The following is a 15,242-nucleotide window of genomic DNA, read 5'->3' on the forward strand; positions in this document are numbered from 1 at the left end:
AGGAGCGCTGACCGTGCTGGGAAACACGTACGAAACGTTTCCGGCAAACCACACGCGTGCAACATGCGCGCCTGATACGTTGGAGGCATCTATGGGTCTGCTCGATTCGCTCAAGTCCACGTTCACTTCGTCGGGCGAGGCGTCCGTTCCGCCCGCAGCAAGCTTCGCCACCCGCGAAGGCGTCATCTACGCTCCTGTCAACGGCGTGCTCGTCAATCTGAGTGAGGTTCCCGACGAGACCATCGCCTCGGGCATGCTCGGCCAGGGCTACGGCATCGAGCCCATTACCGGCACCATTTACGCCCCCGCTAACGGCCGTATCGGCGCCACCACCGTCACCAACCACTCCATCGGCATGATCACCGAGGACGGTCTTCGCGTGTTCATCCATGTTGGCCTGGGCACCGTGGAAATGAACGGCAAGGGTTTTGCCCGCTTTGTCGAGATGGGCGACACGGTCAAGGCCGGCCAGCCGCTCATCAGCTTCGACCGCGACGCTATTAAGGCCGCCGGTCACGAGGACATCGTGACCGTCATCATCTCTGAGCTCGACCGCCTCAAGAGCATCGACCACGTCGGCGAGTCTGGCACGCTTATCGGCGGCAATCCGCTCGTCAAGCTTGGCGATCCGCTGCTGGTTGCCAAGACCAAGTAGCCAGGCCCCGCGCCACACAGCCAAAAGGCACCTCGTCAAGCGCCCGCGACCATTTGGCCGCGGGCGCTTTTCGTTTGAAAAACCATCCCGCCAATGCCTTATCTGTATAGCCCAAATGAGCCGAGCTGCTAGAATATCGAACTGTATGGATAACTATCATTCAACCGTTATGGGAGGATACGTGAACCGCACCAAAATCGCGCAGCTCTATACGCACGCCGAGTCGCTCGGCGGCCAGACCGTCACCGTCGCCGGCTGGGTCAAGTCCGTCCGCGACATGAAGAACTTTGGCTTTGTCACGCTCAACGACGGCAGCTGCTTCCGCGACCTGCAAGTCGTCATGAACCGCGAGGCACTCGACAACTACGACGAGATCGCCCATCAAAACGTCTCGGCCGCACTCATTTGCACCGGCACCGTCAAGCTGACCCCCGATGCGCCCCAACCTTTCGAGCTTTCTGCCACCTCCATCGAGGTCGAGGGCGTCAGCGCCCCGGATTACCCGCTGCAGAAGAAGCGCGCAACCGTCGAGTTCCTGCGCACCCAACAGCACCTGCGTCCGCGCACCAACCTGTTCCGCGCCGTGTTCCGCATCCGCTCTGTCGCGGCTGCCGCCATCCACCGCTTCTTCCAGGAGCAGGGCTTTGTCTACGTCAACACCCCCATCATCACCACGAGTGACTGCGAGGGCGCCGGCGAGATGTTCCGCGTAACCACGCTCGACCCCAAAAATCCGCCCCTCACCGAGTCCGGCGAGGTCGACTGGAGCCAGGACTTCTTTGGCAAGCATGCGAGCCTCACCGTGTCCGGCCAACTCAATGCCGAGAACTTTGCCATGGCCTTTGGCGACGTGTACACCTTTGGCCCCACCTTCCGCGCCGAAAACTCCAACACCACGCGCCACGCCGCCGAGTTTTGGATGATCGAGCCCGAGATGGCCTTTGCCGACCTGAACGACTACATGGATAACGCCGAGGCCATGCTCAAGTACGTCCTTAAGGACGTTATGGCTACCTGCCCCGACGAGCTCAACATGCTCAACAAGTTTGTGGACAAGGGCCTGATCGAGCGCCTGGACCACGTGGCAAACTCCGACTTTGCCCGCGTTACCTACACCGAGGCCGTCGAGATCCTGGAGCAGGCAGTCGCCGCCGGTCACAAGTTTGACTATCCCGTGAGCTGGGGCATCGACCTGCAGACCGAGCACGAGCGCTTCCTGACCGAGGAGCACTTTAAGCGCCCGACCTTCGTAACCGACTACCCGGCCGAGATCAAGGCCTTCTACATGCGCATGAACGAGGACGGCAAGACCGTCGCCGCCGCCGACTGTCTGGTTCCCGGTATCGGCGAGATTATCGGCGGCTCCCAGCGCGAGGAGCGCCTGGATCTGCTCGAGGCCCGCATCAAGGACCTGGGCATGAATCCCGAGCAGTACAAGTACTACCTTGACCTGCGCCGCTACGGTTCCTGCAAGCACGCCGGCTACGGTCTGGGCTTCGAGCGCTTGGTCATGTATCTGACCGGCGTGGGCAACATCCGCGACGTCCTGCCGCACCCGCGCACCGTGGGCAACGCCGACTTCTAATCGCCACAGCGCCACCAAACGCGTTCCAGCGCATCACGCCAGCGCCTCTCGGCAAGCCGAGGGGCGCTTTTTTCAACAGCATCCGTCAAGCTTTTGGCAAGTTTTTGGTCAGTTGGGCAGGGCTGTTGAAAACTCGACCCGCCGCTTGCCGACGGCTACCGACCGCCCAGGGCGTCCTGCACCCCTGGGAAAGCCCCGCGTCCTAGGCTCCATACCGTCGCCACCCAAAACGGAAAGGACGTGGGCGCCATGACCGAAACCGCTGTTGAAACTTACGAGACCACGACGAGGGGCGCCGCCTCGATGGCAGCCTATCGCGCCGTTCGCATCCTGCAACTATTAAGCGAAAACACCGGTGAGGACAAGGCCATGCTTTCCGATGAGTTGATCCGGCGCCTCGCCCATCCCGGCGACCCCGCCCGCATGCCCATCTCGGCGGCGCGGCGCAGCATCTACACCGCCATCTCCGCACTTCGCCATGCCGGATACGAAATTGAGTACAAGCGCGGCGTGGGGTATCGGCTCTTGACCCGTCCGCTCACCGACGAAGAGATCATCCGACTCCACGGCATGGTCATGCGCAACCGCTCTACGCCCATCGCCATTCGAAAAAGCATGGCGCAGCACCTGGTCGCCATGGCGAGTGCCGACGTTCGCGGCTACCTCGATGCACCCGAGCCTGCTCCAAGCGCAGGCGGCAAATCCACCAAGGCCACACGCACGCCCGTCAAGCGCATCGATGCCTGCGAGCTCATCGAGCAGGCCATCGACCACGGAACCACGGTGAGTTTTGATATTTCGAGTGTCACGGCACGCGGAGAGGTCGAAGTGGCACGGATGACACTCCGTCCCTTTGCCATCAAGCAACGAGACGGCATCTCGTATTTGCTGGGAACGGTCTATGACGCGCGAGGCGCCGATGACACGTTGCGTACCGTAGAGATCGGCCGAATGAGAAACGTCACCACACGTCTCCTCGACGGCAAGAAGCTCTTCGCCGCCCTGGACGAGGACGATGCCTCCTCCGCCGCATAAGACCCTCCGCCGCCCATTCGACTACCCGTACCGCCCATCCGATTCTGTATTAAAAAACCCGCCAGGCTGTTGTAAAAATGGACATCAGCGCTACTATAGTTCCACTTGCACTTTGTCCCAGTGCAGTGTTTCCAGCCATTTTTATACTGGGGGTAATGATATGAAGGACATCACCATCAGCCGCAGGAGCCTTCTGGTCTCCGCCGGTCTGCTCGCGCTCGCCCCGCTCGCCGGATGCGGCGGCAACTCTGGTTCCGGCTCTGCTGCCGCCGGTTCCGACTACACCATCGGCGTTCTGCAACTCACCGAGCACTCCGCACTCGATGCCGCCAACGACGGCTTTGTCAAGGCCATCAAGGAGAGCGGCCTTAAGGTCAAGATCGACCAGAAGAACGCCCAGAACGACCAGTCCACGTGTAAGTCCATTGCCGACAAGTTTGTGGGCGACAACGTCAACCTGATTTATGCCATCGCCACGCCCGCCGCGCAGGCTGCCGCCGGCGCCACGGCCGATATCCCCATCGTGGGCTGTGCCATCACCGACTACGCCGCCTCCGGCCTGGTCCAGGACAACGACAAGCCCGGCACCAACGTCACGGGCGCTTCCGACCTCACCCCAGTCGCCGAGCAGCTCGAGATGATGCAGAAGGTCCTGCCCGACGTTAAAAAGGTCGGCCTGCTCTACTGCACCGCCGAGTCCAACTCCGACGTCCAGATCAAAGCCGCCAAGAAGGAGCTCAACAAGCTGGGCCTCGAGTACACCGATTTCACCGTCTCGAGCTCCAACGAGATTCAGTCCGTCGTCGAGTCTGCCGTGGGCAAGGTCGACGCGCTGTACTCCCCCACTGACAACACCATCGCCGCGGGCGCTTCGCAGGTCGGCCAGATCTGCAAGGAGAATAAGCTCCCCTTCGTGACCGGCGAGGAGGGTATGTGCATGGCCGGCGGCCTGTTCACCCTCTCCATCAACTATAAGGACCTGGGCTACGCCGCAGGCGAGATGGCCGTTAAGATCCTGAAGGGCGAGGCCAAGCCCGAGGATATGCCGATCAAGCACCTCTCGAGCAAGGACCTGGTCGTCGTCAAGAACGACGAGATGGCCGAGGCTCTGGGTATCGACCTTTCCGCTCTGGACGAGTAGCACCATGCGCGGTAACGCGTCTAGGGCCCGCACGCGCGCCACAGCCGCGTTATTCAATATCTGAGTCCTTGGGGCGAACGCTAAAGACCGGCGTTCGCCCTGCTTGTTTCGGATGAGACAAAACATCCGTCCGCAGCTCTTTTATGCATTGGTACCGCTATTATGGAAAATCACGTGTCCACCCTATCCTAGGAGGTATGAAGCATGCTCATTGCATTGCAGGGCGCCGTTTCGCAGGGCGTCCTCTGGGGCATTATGGTGCTTGGCGTGTTTATCACGTTCCGCCTGCTCGACATCCCCGATATGACCTGCGACGGCAGCTTTGCCCTCGGCGGCTGTGTCTGCGCCGTACTCATCGTCAATGATAATGTCGACCCGCTGCTCGCTGTTTTGGCCGGCATGTGTGCCGGTGCCATCGCGGGCGCCATCACGGGCATTTTGACCACCGTCTTTGAGATTCCCGCGATCCTCGCCGGAATCCTCACCCAGATCAGCCTGTGGTCCATCAACCTGCGCATCATGGGCAAATCCAATACGCCCATCCTTGCCAAGGGCACCATCTTCTCGTCTGTCAGCAACATGACGGGCCTGCCGCAGTCCACCGTCGCCATCATCCTGGGCATCTTGCTCGCTGTGGCTATCGTTGCCATCCTGTATTGGTTCTTTGGCACCGAGATCGGCTCGGCACTACGCGCCACCGGCAACAACGAGTACATGATCCGCGCCCTGGGCGTCAACACCAACTCCACCAAGATGATCGCCCTCGTGCTCTCCAACGCCCTCATCGGCCTTTCGGGCGCGCTCATCTGCCAGAGCCAGAAGTACGCCGACATTGGTATGGGCACCGGTGCCATCGTTATCGGTCTTGCTGCCATTGTTATCGGCGAGGTGCTCGGCCGCCTGCTGCCCGGCGGTCTCACTCAGTTTAGTGTCCGTCTTGCCTCCGCCATCTTTGGCTCCGTGGTGTACTTCCTTATCCGCGCCATCGTGCTGCAGTTGGGCATGGACGCCAACGACATGAAGCTGCTCTCCGCCGTAATCGTCGCCGTGGCCCTGTGCGTGCCCGTGGTTTGGGAGCGCTATAAGCTCCGCAGCTCCTACACGAAGGGGGATGAAGTAGATGCTTAAGCTCTCACACGTCAAGAAGACCTTTAACAAGGGCACCGTCACCGAGAAGCGCGCTCTTACCGGCGTCGACCTTACCCTCAACGACGGCGACTTTGTAACCGTGATCGGCGGTAACGGCGCCGGCAAATCCACGCTGCTCAACATGATCGCCGGCGTATATCCGCTCGATTCGGGCGTTATCGAGCTCGACGGCACCGACATCTCGCGTCTGAGCGAGTCGCAGCGCGCCAAGTACCTGGGCCGCGTGTTCCAGGACCCCATGCGCGGCACCGCAGCCGACATGCAGATTGCCGAGAACTTGGCCCTCGCCAAGCGCCGCGGCCAGCGTCGCGGTCTTTCGTGGGGCGTCACCAAGGCCGAGAAGGACGAGTACGTTGAACTGCTCAAGCGCCTGGACCTCGGTCTGGACACGCGCCTCAACGCCAAGGTCGGTCTGCTCTCGGGCGGCCAGCGCCAGGCACTCACCTTGCTCATGGCCACGCTCACCAAGCCGCGCCTGCTGCTGCTCGACGAGCACACGGCGGCCCTCGACCCCAAGACGGCATCGAAGGTACTCAACCTGACCGAGGAGATCGTCGACGAGAACCACTTGACCACACTCATGGTCACACACAACATGAACGACGCCATCCGTCTGGGCAACCGTCTGATCATGATGCACGAGGGCCACGTGATCTACGATGTGGCAGGCGACGAGAAAAAGTCGCTCACCGTCGCCGACCTACTGCAGAAGTTCGAGGAGGTCTCGGGCGGCGAGCTCGCCAACGACCGCATGCTGCTAAGCTAAACCTACCAAAAAGGGACAGGTTTATTTTGGCAGGTTTTATCTGCGCAAACGTCAAAACCGCCGCAAAGGGACAGACGCCCTTGCGGCGGTTTTCGCTAACCCCCATATCGAGCACAGAAGCCCGTCCGAATTTGATCGGACGGGCTTCTTGATGGGTATCATGGTTGGACGATCATTAGGAGGTTTCTCTACATGGAATTGTTTGAGCCGATTCTTCATTTCTTTGCACAACGATGGGTCCACAACATTATCTGGGCAGGTATCTTGGCCATCGGCACCGCCGTTGCCGCCAAGGTCGCGTCCAAGACCCTGTACCACCTGCTCAACCGCGACGATAACCCACTCCCTTCATCAAGCATCTTCATCAACATCGCGCGCGCCGTCATTTGGATGATCGGCGGCAGCTTTATCCTCGACAACTGCTTTGGCATTAATGCAAACGCCCTCGTCGCCGCTCTTGGCGTCGGCGGCATCGCCATCTCGCTCGGCTTTCAGGACACGCTGTCAAACCTTATCGGTGGCATGCAGGTGACCTTTATGGGCATCATCAAACCCGGCGACAATATCGAGGTCGGCGGCGTGACGGGCGTGGTCCAAGATATCACCTGGCGCCATACGACCATCGAGGACGCCTGCGGGCAGACCATCATCGTCCCCAACTCAAATATCTCCAAGAACACGCTCGTGCACCTCATGCCCTTTGGGCGCGTTGCCGTGCCCGTTGCCGTAAAGGACACGTCCAAGTGGGCCTCGTTGGACGCGCTGGCAGATGAGCTTACCGACGCCACCAAGGCCGCGGTGCTTCCCATCTCTGGCTTTGACAAGGAGCCCTACGTGCTCTTTAGCGAGATCGGCGACTTTGGCGTCAAGGGCAAAATCATCTTTATCGTCAGCGACGACAGCACCACTTTCACGGCAGCCGACGCTTGCATCCGCGCCATCGCCCCCATCATCGCCTAAAACCACCGCAAAGGGGACAGGCACCATTGTGGTGGTTTCGCATCGTGGTACCATGGTTCATATCGTTGTTTAAACGACTAAGGGAGTAGACACCATGGAAGAGGCCTATCGTCAAGCGCGCAAGCGCGGCGAACAGGGACGCCGTCGCGCCATCAGCCAAAGCGAGCATCCATATCTTACGGACCTCGACAGCTTGGTCGCCCAGCTTCCCTGCGGGCAGCGCGAGAACATCGGCCTGCGGGACATTCCGCTCGAAATGGTCGTCGGCACGGTTACCAAAGGTCGCCAGTCCGCCTTTTCGTGTAACTTTATGCCGCTGCTCCCCTGGAATACCGAATTCGCCCGCAAATGGTCCAACCTCTACGATATCCAAATCTCCGAGGGCTACCGCGACCCCATCATCGTCACCGAGTTCATGCACCGCTTTTACGTCCAAGAGGGCAACAAGCGTGTCAGCGTCCTCAAATTCCTTGACGCTCCGACGGTTTCGGCCAAGGTGACGCGTCTGTACCCCGGTAAGTGGGATTCCGTCGAGAGCCGCCTGTACGGTGAGTTTTGCGCCTTTTGGTACGTATGCCCCCTGTACGAGATTGAGTTTTCGCGCGAGGGCGGCTACGAGATGCTTGCCAAAATGCTCGGCCAAGATCTTGTCGAAAAATGGCCTCAAAAGAAGGTCGACTACCTACGTCACACCTTCCTGCTCTTTAAGCGCGCCTATCTTCGCGCGGGCGGCGACCACTTGGACATTACGCCTGCCGATGCCATGCTCGTCTACCTCAACGTCTACAACCAGGACCGTCTGCTGGATACGCCGACGGATATCGTCGTCAACCGTCTGTGCAAGATTTGGCGCGAGCTTGTCATTGCCGGCAAAAGCGACGAGGACAAAGTCGATCTTGTCGAAGCGCCGCAGCCCAACGAGAAAGAGGGCGCACCGACAAAAGCTACCTCGGGCGTGCTCAACTTCTTTATGAGCAAGACCGTCTACTCCACTGCCAATCCCATGCGAATCGCCTTTATCCACGAGTTTCCCTGTGCCACGTCGAGCTGGGACAGCCTACACGACCAGGGCCGCCGGTATCTTGATGAGCACTTTGGCGGCATCGTGCGCACCGAGGCGTTCGAGGACTGCCACGATTCGGACGTGTTCTACGCCGCCGTCGAGACAGCCGTAAAGCACGGGGCGAACGTCATCTTCTCGACCTCACACCGGCTCATGGAATACACGCTCAGGGCGTCAGTCGAGTATCCCCAGGTGCGGTTCCTTAACTGCTCAATCGGCCTTCCCCACCAAAGCGTCCGCTCGTACTTTGGAAAGATGTACGAGGCCAAGTTCCTACTGGGCGCCCTTGCCGCCAGCATGGCGGACAACCACCGCATTGGCTACCACGCGTCGGTCTTCGCCTCGGGCGCGCTCAGCGAGATCAACGCCTTTGCGATTGGCGCCTCGCTGCTCGACCCCCGCGCGCAAATTATCCTGACCTGGGGCGATGTGCCCGCCGGAGGCCTTGCCGAGGCCATGTGCCGCGAGGGCGTGAGCGTCATGACCGGCGCTGACATGTCAAAGTCGCTCGAAGACCCTACGGCCTACGGACTTCACCGCCTGGTCGATGGCAAGGTCGCCGGCATCGCCATGCCGGTATGGAACTGGGGCCGATACTACGAGCTTATCGTGCGAAGTCTGCTGCACGGCACCTGGGATGAGACCAGTGACAACAGCCAGGTTCGCGCCGTCAACTACTGGTATGGTATGAGCTCGGGCGTCATCGACATTCGCTACGCTCCGGGCCTGCCCTATCAGACGCGTAAGCTTGTTCAGCTGCTCCGCAATGGCATCGTCGAGGGCTCCATCAATCCATTTGGCGGCGAGCTCCATAGCCAAGACGGCGTGGTGCAGATCGAGGGCTTTCCCCCGCTGCCGAGCACGCAAATCGTCGAGATGGACTGGCTGGCTGACAACGTTATAGGCTCGATTCCGCAGCTCGATAACGAGCCGGAGGTCCGTGCCCTATGAATATCCTAGCCATTGCCGATGTAGAGGAGCGCTGCCTGTGGGAATGTTTTCGCAAGGAGCGCTTTGAGGACGTTGACCTGATTCTATCCGCAGGCGACCTGGATCCGGACTATCTTGAGTTTTTGGTCACTGTCATCAACAAACCGCTTGTGTACGTTCGTGGCAACCACGACGACCGCTACGCGCGCCATGCACCGGGCGGGTGCATTTGTGTTGAGGACAGCGTATATGTGTACCGAGGTATTCGCATTGCGGGTCTGGGCGGTTCCATGCGCTACCGCGACGGCGCGAACATGTATACCGAGCGCGAGATGGCAAAACGCATGCGCAAGCTATCGCGAAAAATCGCACTGGTAGACGGATGCGATATTCTACTTACCCATGCACCCGTCGCAGGCATGGGCGACCTGGACGACCTGCCGCATCGAGGGTTTGAGTGCTTTAACACAGCGCTTGAGTCCTGGGGGGCCGACTACATGGTGCACGGGCATGTGCACCAATGCTATGGTCGCGACTTTCAGCGTGAGCGCCAGCATGCATGCGGGACAACAATCATCAACGCGTGCGGCTATACGCAGTTTGAGCTGGATGAAGCGCGCTACCCCATCCGTGGCTGGCAGGCAGCCTGGCTCAACTCGCAAACCATGCGCCGCGAGCTCAAACGCCACGAAGCAATCGAGTCTTCAACCGCCAGAACCCCCTGGTAACTGCCAACAACCACCACGAAGGGGATAGGCACCTTTATGGTGGTTTTGCTGACTCGTCCGACCTGTCCATCACGGTGCTTGTGTAATTAACGAGAACACTCATTGTTTTGTAAGGACGGCGCTCACGTGCCGTCTTTTTTTGTCAACTTATGCAGTCTCGACCGTGTTGTATGTAGAGGGACCTCGCGAGACGCCTTCCCTATATCCACCACGACCAATTGGAGGTGACACTATGCCTGCACGCCGTAACCGCAATAGCACGCTCCGATGCGATGCCGATCAGATCGAGCGGGAAGCAAAGCGCTTGGTCGACACGTATTCCGACCTCATCCTTCGATTGTGCTATTCGGCCCTTGGATCCGCTGACGACGCTCAAGACATCTGCCAGGACACGCTGATCAAGATTCTCCAACGCACTCAACCGTTCGACTCGCTCGAACACGAACGTGCTTGGGTGATCCGAGTCGCACTGAACGCATGTCGCGATATCGGCCGTACGCACGCGAATCACCCGGTTGTCGACCTCGATTCGCTCCCCGATTTCTGCGCACCCGTAACACATACCGAGCAAGAATTCGCGCAACGCGACTGCGCCATTCTTTCCGCTGTCACGGCCCTGCCTCAAGCACAGCGCATCGCCATCTTTTTGCACTACTACGCAGGCATGAGCATCAGGGAAATCGCAGACGCCGTTCACGCGACGCCAGCTGCAACCGCCCAGCACCTTAGCCGCGGACGTGCGTCACTTCGGCTTTCCTTGAAAGGAGACCACAATGACTACGAATTCGAATGACTATCGCCACGCCCTGGAGCACATTTCGTTTACCGATAATGCGAAGCAGCACATGGCAAACTCGATTGCTCAGTCCGTCGCCTCGAGCGATGCGGCGACCGCTCAAAGCAACTTTAATGGCACGCGACGCAAGCCGCGCATCGCCCGCCATCCCGTAAGAACAGTCGCTCGCATTGCCGCTGTAACGGCAGTCCTCGCTATCGTCATTGGAGGCGCTGGCACGGCTATGGCAACAGGCGTCCTGCCGCTTCCTTCTGACATGCTTTCCGACATCTTTGACGGACCTGCTTCTCAAACCGAGATCATCGACCGTATTGGCCGGCCCGTCGGTGCTAGCTGCTCCAACAACGGAGTCACCGTGACCGCCGACGCCATCATGGGCGACAAGGATATGGTTACCATCGCCTATACGCTTACGTTCGACGATCCCGCTGCCCTGAAAAAGCTTTCCGAGCCGGGCGAGAACGGAACTATCGCCGGAAGTGTCGATGGAAACGTATACGTTGATGGCGAGCATGGCGGCCAAGGCCAATCATGGCTCATTGACAAGAACCCCAATGACTCCAGCATTCAATACTTTGCACAGTTCAGCGTTGAATCACCCGGCCTTATGGGCAGGACCGTCCGCACGCATATCAACTCTCTCGTTGTGCCACGTGCTGGCAAAGAGCTTCCCGAGTATAAGAAAATACTTACGGGCCCATGGGATCTTAAGTTCCAGCTGAATTACGAAGATACATCCGTTACGATTCCCGCGCCCAAATCGGTCAACTTTAACGGCACCAAGGCGACGATTCAAGAGGCCACCGTATCCTGCGTTGGCGTTTCAGTCCGCTACAACATAGATCGTTCCATCGAACACGACAACAACAGCGGCAAGATGTCTCAAAACATGGAGGAGTCTATGGATGCCGTTGGCAACATACCCCTCATCGTGACGTTCAAAGACGGTCATGTTGAGGACGCAACCAGCTACAGCGGCTATTTCGCAAATAAACTGGATAACGGCACCACTGATGTCCACAAGACCTGGCCGTTCTCGCAAGTTTGTGACACAGACAAGATTGCAAGCGTACAAATTGGCGATACGGTCATTCCCATGAATTCGTAACGCTACGCGGCTCGTATATGCACCCGGTTCCGCACTTCGCGTCTAAAGATGCGCTGTCATCGAGCAGCGTGAGCGCAAGGCCGCCCGTATGGTCGGCTGGGAACACCTCGTTGCGCTAAAAACCACCACGAAGGGGACCGGCACCTTTGTGGTGGTTTTGCTGACTCGTCCGACCTGTCCCAACGGTTTGTCTCAATCTGTAACAGGTAGGGCCCAAATAATCGGTTAGCTGTTACAGATCGAGACAGACCACGGATGCTCGGCCGAAAATCTCAATCTGTAACAGGTAGGAACGATTTTGCCCCTTAGATGTTACAGATTGAGATATTTGACAGCTTGAATCGGCATCGCCTACAGCGCGGCGACGACCTTGTCGCCCATCGTCGTGGTGCCGAGGATCTTATCTGCCGGGGTGTTGACATCGGCGATGTCACGGGTGCGCCAGCCCTCGTCGAGCACGCGCGCCACGGCGCTCTCGATCCACGCGGCTTGCTCGCCCATGTCGAGCGCGTAGGTCAGCAGCATCGCCACCGACAAGATTTGAGCCAGCGGATTGGCCACGCCGAGCCCCGCGATGTCAGGAGCGCTGCCAGCGCTCGGCCCAAACAGCGATACGCCATCATCCAGCGAGGCAGAGGCAAGCATACCGAGCGATCCGGTAATCTGAGCCGCCTCATCGGACAGGATGTCGCCGAACATGTTCTCCGTCACCACGACGTCAAAGTCTGCCGGTCGACTGATGAGCTGCATGGCGGCGTTGTCGACGAGCAGGTCCTCAAGCTCCACGTCGGAGTACTCCTCGTCTTGCACGCGATGCACGATCTCGCGCCACATGCGGCTCGTCTCCAGCACGTTGCGCTTATCAACGCTCGTCACCTTGCCGCGACGTTTGCGCGCCGCCTCAAATGCCTGGCGCGCAATGCGCTCAATCTCGTACTCGCGATACTCCATCACGTCGACCGCACGCTGACCGGCCGCACCCGCAGCGCCCGCGCAGGTCACGGATGCGGGCGCCAAAGTCCCACGGCATGTTGTAGCCCATCGTATCGGGGATGTTCACGACCGTGGCACCGGCCTTTACGGCCGCCTCGATAATGCGCACCAGAAACTCCTGATCGGAGCGGCCGGCATCCTCGGCATAAAACTCAACATCGTCAACGAACTTGCGAGCATGTTTGACGGCATGGATCGCTCACTCAATTGCCCTTTCCTCAGTCATATGGAGCTTGTCGCGCAGGTGACTGGTGCTCACACCCAGCCCTGTATGGATACGGGGCCTCTGGGCCGTTTTGAGCGCCTCTGCAGCCACTTCGATATCCCTGTCGACAGCGCGCGTCAGGCCGCATACCGTGCATCGGTCGCCCGCAATCTTGCCAATCTCCTGTACGGAGCGAAAGTCACCAGGACTCGAGATGGGAAAGCCCGCCTCGATAACGTCCACGTTCATGCGCACCAGCTGGCGGGCGATGAAGAGCTTTTCCTCGGTATTCATGCTGGCGCCCGGCGACTGCTCACCGTCGCACAGGGTGGCGTCAAAGATTGTGATTTTGCGGCTTATATGTTCCTCCTGATTGACCGTTTTATGACAGATGGCTTTCAGGAGAGAGAGAAGGCCTAGAGATAGAAAAATACCCATGTCGCTCATCACGCCTGAAAGCGGCAGACGATAGCGCACCCGGGTACAACAAATCGTTATAGCGAGATTACAACCCTAGCGCGCTATCCAATCTAGTAGCGCTAGGCCTAGGAGCTGTTGCGTGTTCTTAAACATGTTGGGCTCCCTTCGGCCTCGGGTAGAACTACATCGCGCTAAAGTACAACACAAGTAAAACCACCACAAGGGTGTCTGTCCCCTTCGTGGTGGTTTCGTTGACTCAAAAGCAAGAAACCCCGTCCCGCGCGAGGCAGAACCGGGTTTCTTTAGCAATGCTTGCTTTGTTCAGGCAGTAACTAGCAGTTACTCAGCCAGGAAGTCACGCTGGACAGCGGGATCGACCTTGACGCCAGGGCCCATGGTGGAAGACACGGAGATGGACTTGACGTACTTGCCCTTAGCAGAAGAGGGCTTGACACGCAGGATCTCGGTGTACAGGGCGGCGTAGTTCTCGACGAGCTGCTGCTCAGAGAAGGACTTCTTGCCCAGGGGCACGTGGCAGATGCCGTAACGGTCGGCACGATACTCAACGCGGCCGGCCTTGAGCTCGGAGACCATCTTGGCGACGTCCATGGTCACGGTGCCGAGCTTGGGGTTCGGCATGAGGCCACGGGGACCAAGAATCTTACCGATGCGGCCAACCTTGGCCATCATGTTCGGCGTGGCGATAGCGGCGTCGAAATTGATCTCGCCCTTCTGGATCTGGGCGACGAGCTCGTCGGAACCGATGATGTCGGCGCCGGCAGCCTCGGCCTCGCGGGCCTTCTCGCCCTCGGCGAAGACGGCAACACGAACGGTCTTGCCGGTGCCGTGGGGCAGGGAGATGGAACCACGGATGTTCTGGTCAGCCTTACGAGTATCGATGCCCAGACGGAAGTGGGCCTCGACGGTCTCGTCGAACTTGGCGGTATCAAGCTCCTTGATGAGCTTGGCAGCCTGAAGGGGGGTGTAGAGCGTGGCGCGGTCGATCTTCTCGGCAGCGGCGTTATAGCTCTTACCATGCTTAGCCATGTGCATTACCTCCTGTGGTTAAACGGGCGTGAGCCCTCCCACATCGTATCGTGTGCCCTATTGCACACATATAACGGGCGCCCCGGTCGGAGCACCCGTCATTACCTAAAGAAATCGCTACTCAGCGATGGTGACGCCCATGGAGCGGGCGGTACCGGCGATGATCTTCTTGGCGGCATCAATGTCGTTGGCATTGAGGTCCGGCATCTTGATCTCGGCGATCTTGGTGAGCTGCTCCTGGGAGAGCTGACCAACCTTGTCGGCCTGGGGCTTAGCGGAACCAGACTTAAGGTTCAGCTCCTTCTTGATGAGGTGAGCCGCCGGCGGGGTCTTGGTGATGAAGGAGAAGGACTTATCCTCGTAGACAGAGATCTCAACGGGGATGATGTCGCCCTTCTTGTCCTGCGTCTCGGCGTTAAAGGCCTGGCAGAACTGCATGATGTTCACGCCAGCAGCGCCCAGGGCGGGACCGACGGGAGGAGCGGGGTTAGCTGCTCCAGCAGGAATCTGGAGCTTAATGACGTTGGCAACCTTCTTCTCAGCCATGGTCATTCCTTTCGAATCACGAGTGTGAAGTACTTGCTATATCGTAAGCACGCACGTGTTAGAAGCACTCCTGAGATGAGCAGTCACAGAAGAAGCACGCTCGCGCGAACGGACG

At 59.1% G+C, this 15,242-nt stretch carries 14 protein-coding genes and 1 pseudogene; 11 read left to right on the forward strand and 4 right to left on the reverse strand.

Annotated features, from left to right (window positions below; genetic code table 11):
- Positions 1–91 precede the first annotated feature (91 nt).
- From DXB53_RS01890 to DXB53_RS01940, 11 genes are all read left to right on the forward strand, one after another.
- Entirely contained in the window at positions 92–655 is a 564-nt protein-coding gene (locus tag DXB53_RS01890; RefSeq protein ID WP_117583092.1) for a PTS glucose transporter subunit IIA, read from the forward strand.
- Positions 656–836: 181 nt separating this feature from the next.
- Positions 837–2,240: an asparagine--tRNA ligase gene (asnS, locus tag DXB53_RS01895; RefSeq protein ID WP_117583093.1), complete on the forward strand. Its 1,404-nt coding sequence runs from the start codon at positions 837–839 to the stop codon at positions 2,238–2,240.
- A gap of 249 nt (positions 2,241–2,489) precedes the next feature.
- Complete coding sequence (locus tag DXB53_RS01900) at positions 2,490–3,275, forward strand: hypothetical protein (RefSeq protein WP_117583094.1); 786 nt, start codon at positions 2,490–2,492, stop codon at positions 3,273–3,275.
- A gap of 160 nt (positions 3,276–3,435) precedes the next feature.
- Entirely contained in the window at positions 3,436–4,416 is a 981-nt protein-coding gene (locus tag DXB53_RS01905; RefSeq protein ID WP_117583095.1) for an ABC transporter substrate-binding protein, read from the forward strand.
- Positions 4,417–4,620: 204 nt separating this feature from the next.
- Positions 4,621–5,544, forward strand: a complete 924-nt coding sequence (locus DXB53_RS01910; RefSeq protein ID WP_117583096.1) for an ABC transporter permease — start codon at positions 4,621–4,623, stop codon at positions 5,542–5,544.
- Positions 5,537–6,331 carry an ABC transporter ATP-binding protein gene (locus DXB53_RS01915; protein ID WP_022093887.1) on the forward strand — a complete coding sequence of 265 codons (795 nt, stop codon included), beginning with the start codon at positions 5,537–5,539 and terminating at the stop codon, positions 6,329–6,331. The genes DXB53_RS01910 and DXB53_RS01915 overlap by 8 nt, the downstream gene beginning before the upstream one ends.
- A 192-nt stretch (positions 6,332–6,523) precedes the next feature.
- Complete coding sequence (locus DXB53_RS01920) at positions 6,524–7,291, forward strand: mechanosensitive ion channel family protein (protein WP_089572515.1); 768 nt, start codon at positions 6,524–6,526, stop codon at positions 7,289–7,291.
- Positions 7,292–7,385: 94 nt separating this feature from the next.
- Complete coding sequence (locus DXB53_RS01925; RefSeq protein WP_117583097.1) at positions 7,386–9,305, forward strand: BMP family ABC transporter substrate-binding protein; 1,920 nt, start codon at positions 7,386–7,388, stop codon at positions 9,303–9,305.
- Entirely contained in the window at positions 9,302–10,012 is a 711-nt protein-coding gene (locus tag DXB53_RS01930) for a metallophosphoesterase (RefSeq protein ID WP_117583098.1), read from the forward strand. Before DXB53_RS01925 ends, DXB53_RS01930 begins: the two co-directional genes overlap by 4 nt.
- A gap of 232 nt (positions 10,013–10,244) precedes the next feature.
- Positions 10,245–10,805, forward strand: coding sequence for an RNA polymerase sigma factor (locus DXB53_RS01935; RefSeq protein WP_117583099.1), 561 nt, complete (start codon positions 10,245–10,247; stop codon positions 10,803–10,805).
- Positions 10,786–11,916, forward strand: a complete 1,131-nt coding sequence (locus DXB53_RS01940) for a DUF4179 domain-containing protein (protein ID WP_117583100.1) — start codon at positions 10,786–10,788, stop codon at positions 11,914–11,916. The genes DXB53_RS01935 and DXB53_RS01940 overlap by 20 nt, the downstream gene beginning before the upstream one ends.
- A gap of 351 nt (positions 11,917–12,267) precedes the next feature.
- Here DXB53_RS01940 and DXB53_RS01945 read toward each other — a convergent pair whose 3' ends face one another.
- The 4 genes and pseudogenes from DXB53_RS01945 to rplK all read right to left on the reverse strand — a co-directional run bounded on the left by DXB53_RS01945 (position 12,268) and on the right by rplK (position 15,127).
- Positions 12,268–12,933, reverse strand: coding sequence for an isocitrate/isopropylmalate family dehydrogenase (locus tag DXB53_RS01945; RefSeq protein ID WP_226790685.1), 666 nt, complete (start codon positions 12,931–12,933; stop codon positions 12,268–12,270).
- A pseudogene (locus DXB53_RS01950) lies at positions 12,842–13,561 on the reverse strand (hypothetical protein). Before DXB53_RS01950 ends, DXB53_RS01945 begins: the two are co-directional and overlap by 92 nt.
- 312 nt (positions 13,562–13,873) lie before the next feature.
- Entirely contained in the window at positions 13,874–14,581 is a 708-nt protein-coding gene (gene rplA / locus DXB53_RS01955) for a 50S ribosomal protein L1 (RefSeq protein WP_022093892.1), read from the reverse strand.
- 117 nt (positions 14,582–14,698) lie between these two features.
- Positions 14,699–15,127 (reverse strand): 50S ribosomal protein L11, encoded by a 429-nt coding sequence (gene rplK, locus DXB53_RS01960; protein WP_022093893.1) that lies wholly within the window; start codon positions 15,125–15,127, stop codon positions 14,699–14,701.
- Positions 15,128–15,242: the final 115 nt, after the last annotated feature.

It is taken from the genome of Collinsella sp. OM04-5, assembly GCF_003439125.1.
Taxonomy (GTDB): Bacteria; Actinomycetota; Coriobacteriia; order Coriobacteriales; family Coriobacteriaceae; genus Collinsella.

Excerpts from the sequence above, each read along its gene's own strand:
- DXB53_RS01890 (WP_117583092.1), top strand. The coding sequence starts at position 92 with ATGGGTCTGCTCGATTCGCTCAAGTCCACGTTCACTTCGTCGGGCGAG.
- DXB53_RS01900 (WP_117583094.1), top strand. The coding sequence starts at position 2,490 with ATGACCGAAACCGCTGTTGAAACTTACGAGACCACGACGAGGGGCGCC.
- DXB53_RS01905 (WP_117583095.1), top strand. The coding sequence starts at position 3,436 with ATGAAGGACATCACCATCAGCCGCAGGAGCCTTCTGGTCTCCGCCGGT.
- DXB53_RS01910 (WP_117583096.1), top strand. The coding sequence starts at position 4,621 with ATGCTCATTGCATTGCAGGGCGCCGTTTCGCAGGGCGTCCTCTGGGGC.
- DXB53_RS01915 (WP_022093887.1), top strand. The coding sequence starts at position 5,537 with ATGCTTAAGCTCTCACACGTCAAGAAGACCTTTAACAAGGGCACCGTC.
- DXB53_RS01920 (WP_089572515.1), top strand. The coding sequence starts at position 6,524 with ATGGAATTGTTTGAGCCGATTCTTCATTTCTTTGCACAACGATGGGTC.
- DXB53_RS01925 (WP_117583097.1), top strand. The coding sequence starts at position 7,386 with ATGGAAGAGGCCTATCGTCAAGCGCGCAAGCGCGGCGAACAGGGACGC.
- DXB53_RS01930 (WP_117583098.1), top strand. The coding sequence starts at position 9,302 with ATGAATATCCTAGCCATTGCCGATGTAGAGGAGCGCTGCCTGTGGGAA.
- DXB53_RS01935 (WP_117583099.1), top strand. The coding sequence starts at position 10,245 with ATGCCTGCACGCCGTAACCGCAATAGCACGCTCCGATGCGATGCCGAT.
- DXB53_RS01940 (WP_117583100.1), top strand. The coding sequence starts at position 10,786 with ATGACTACGAATTCGAATGACTATCGCCACGCCCTGGAGCACATTTCG.
- rplA (WP_022093892.1), bottom strand. The coding sequence starts at position 14,581 with ATGGCTAAGCATGGTAAGAGCTATAACGCCGCTGCCGAGAAGATCGAC.
- rplK (WP_022093893.1), bottom strand. The coding sequence starts at position 15,127 with ATGGCTGAGAAGAAGGTTGCCAACGTCATTAAGCTCCAGATTCCTGCT.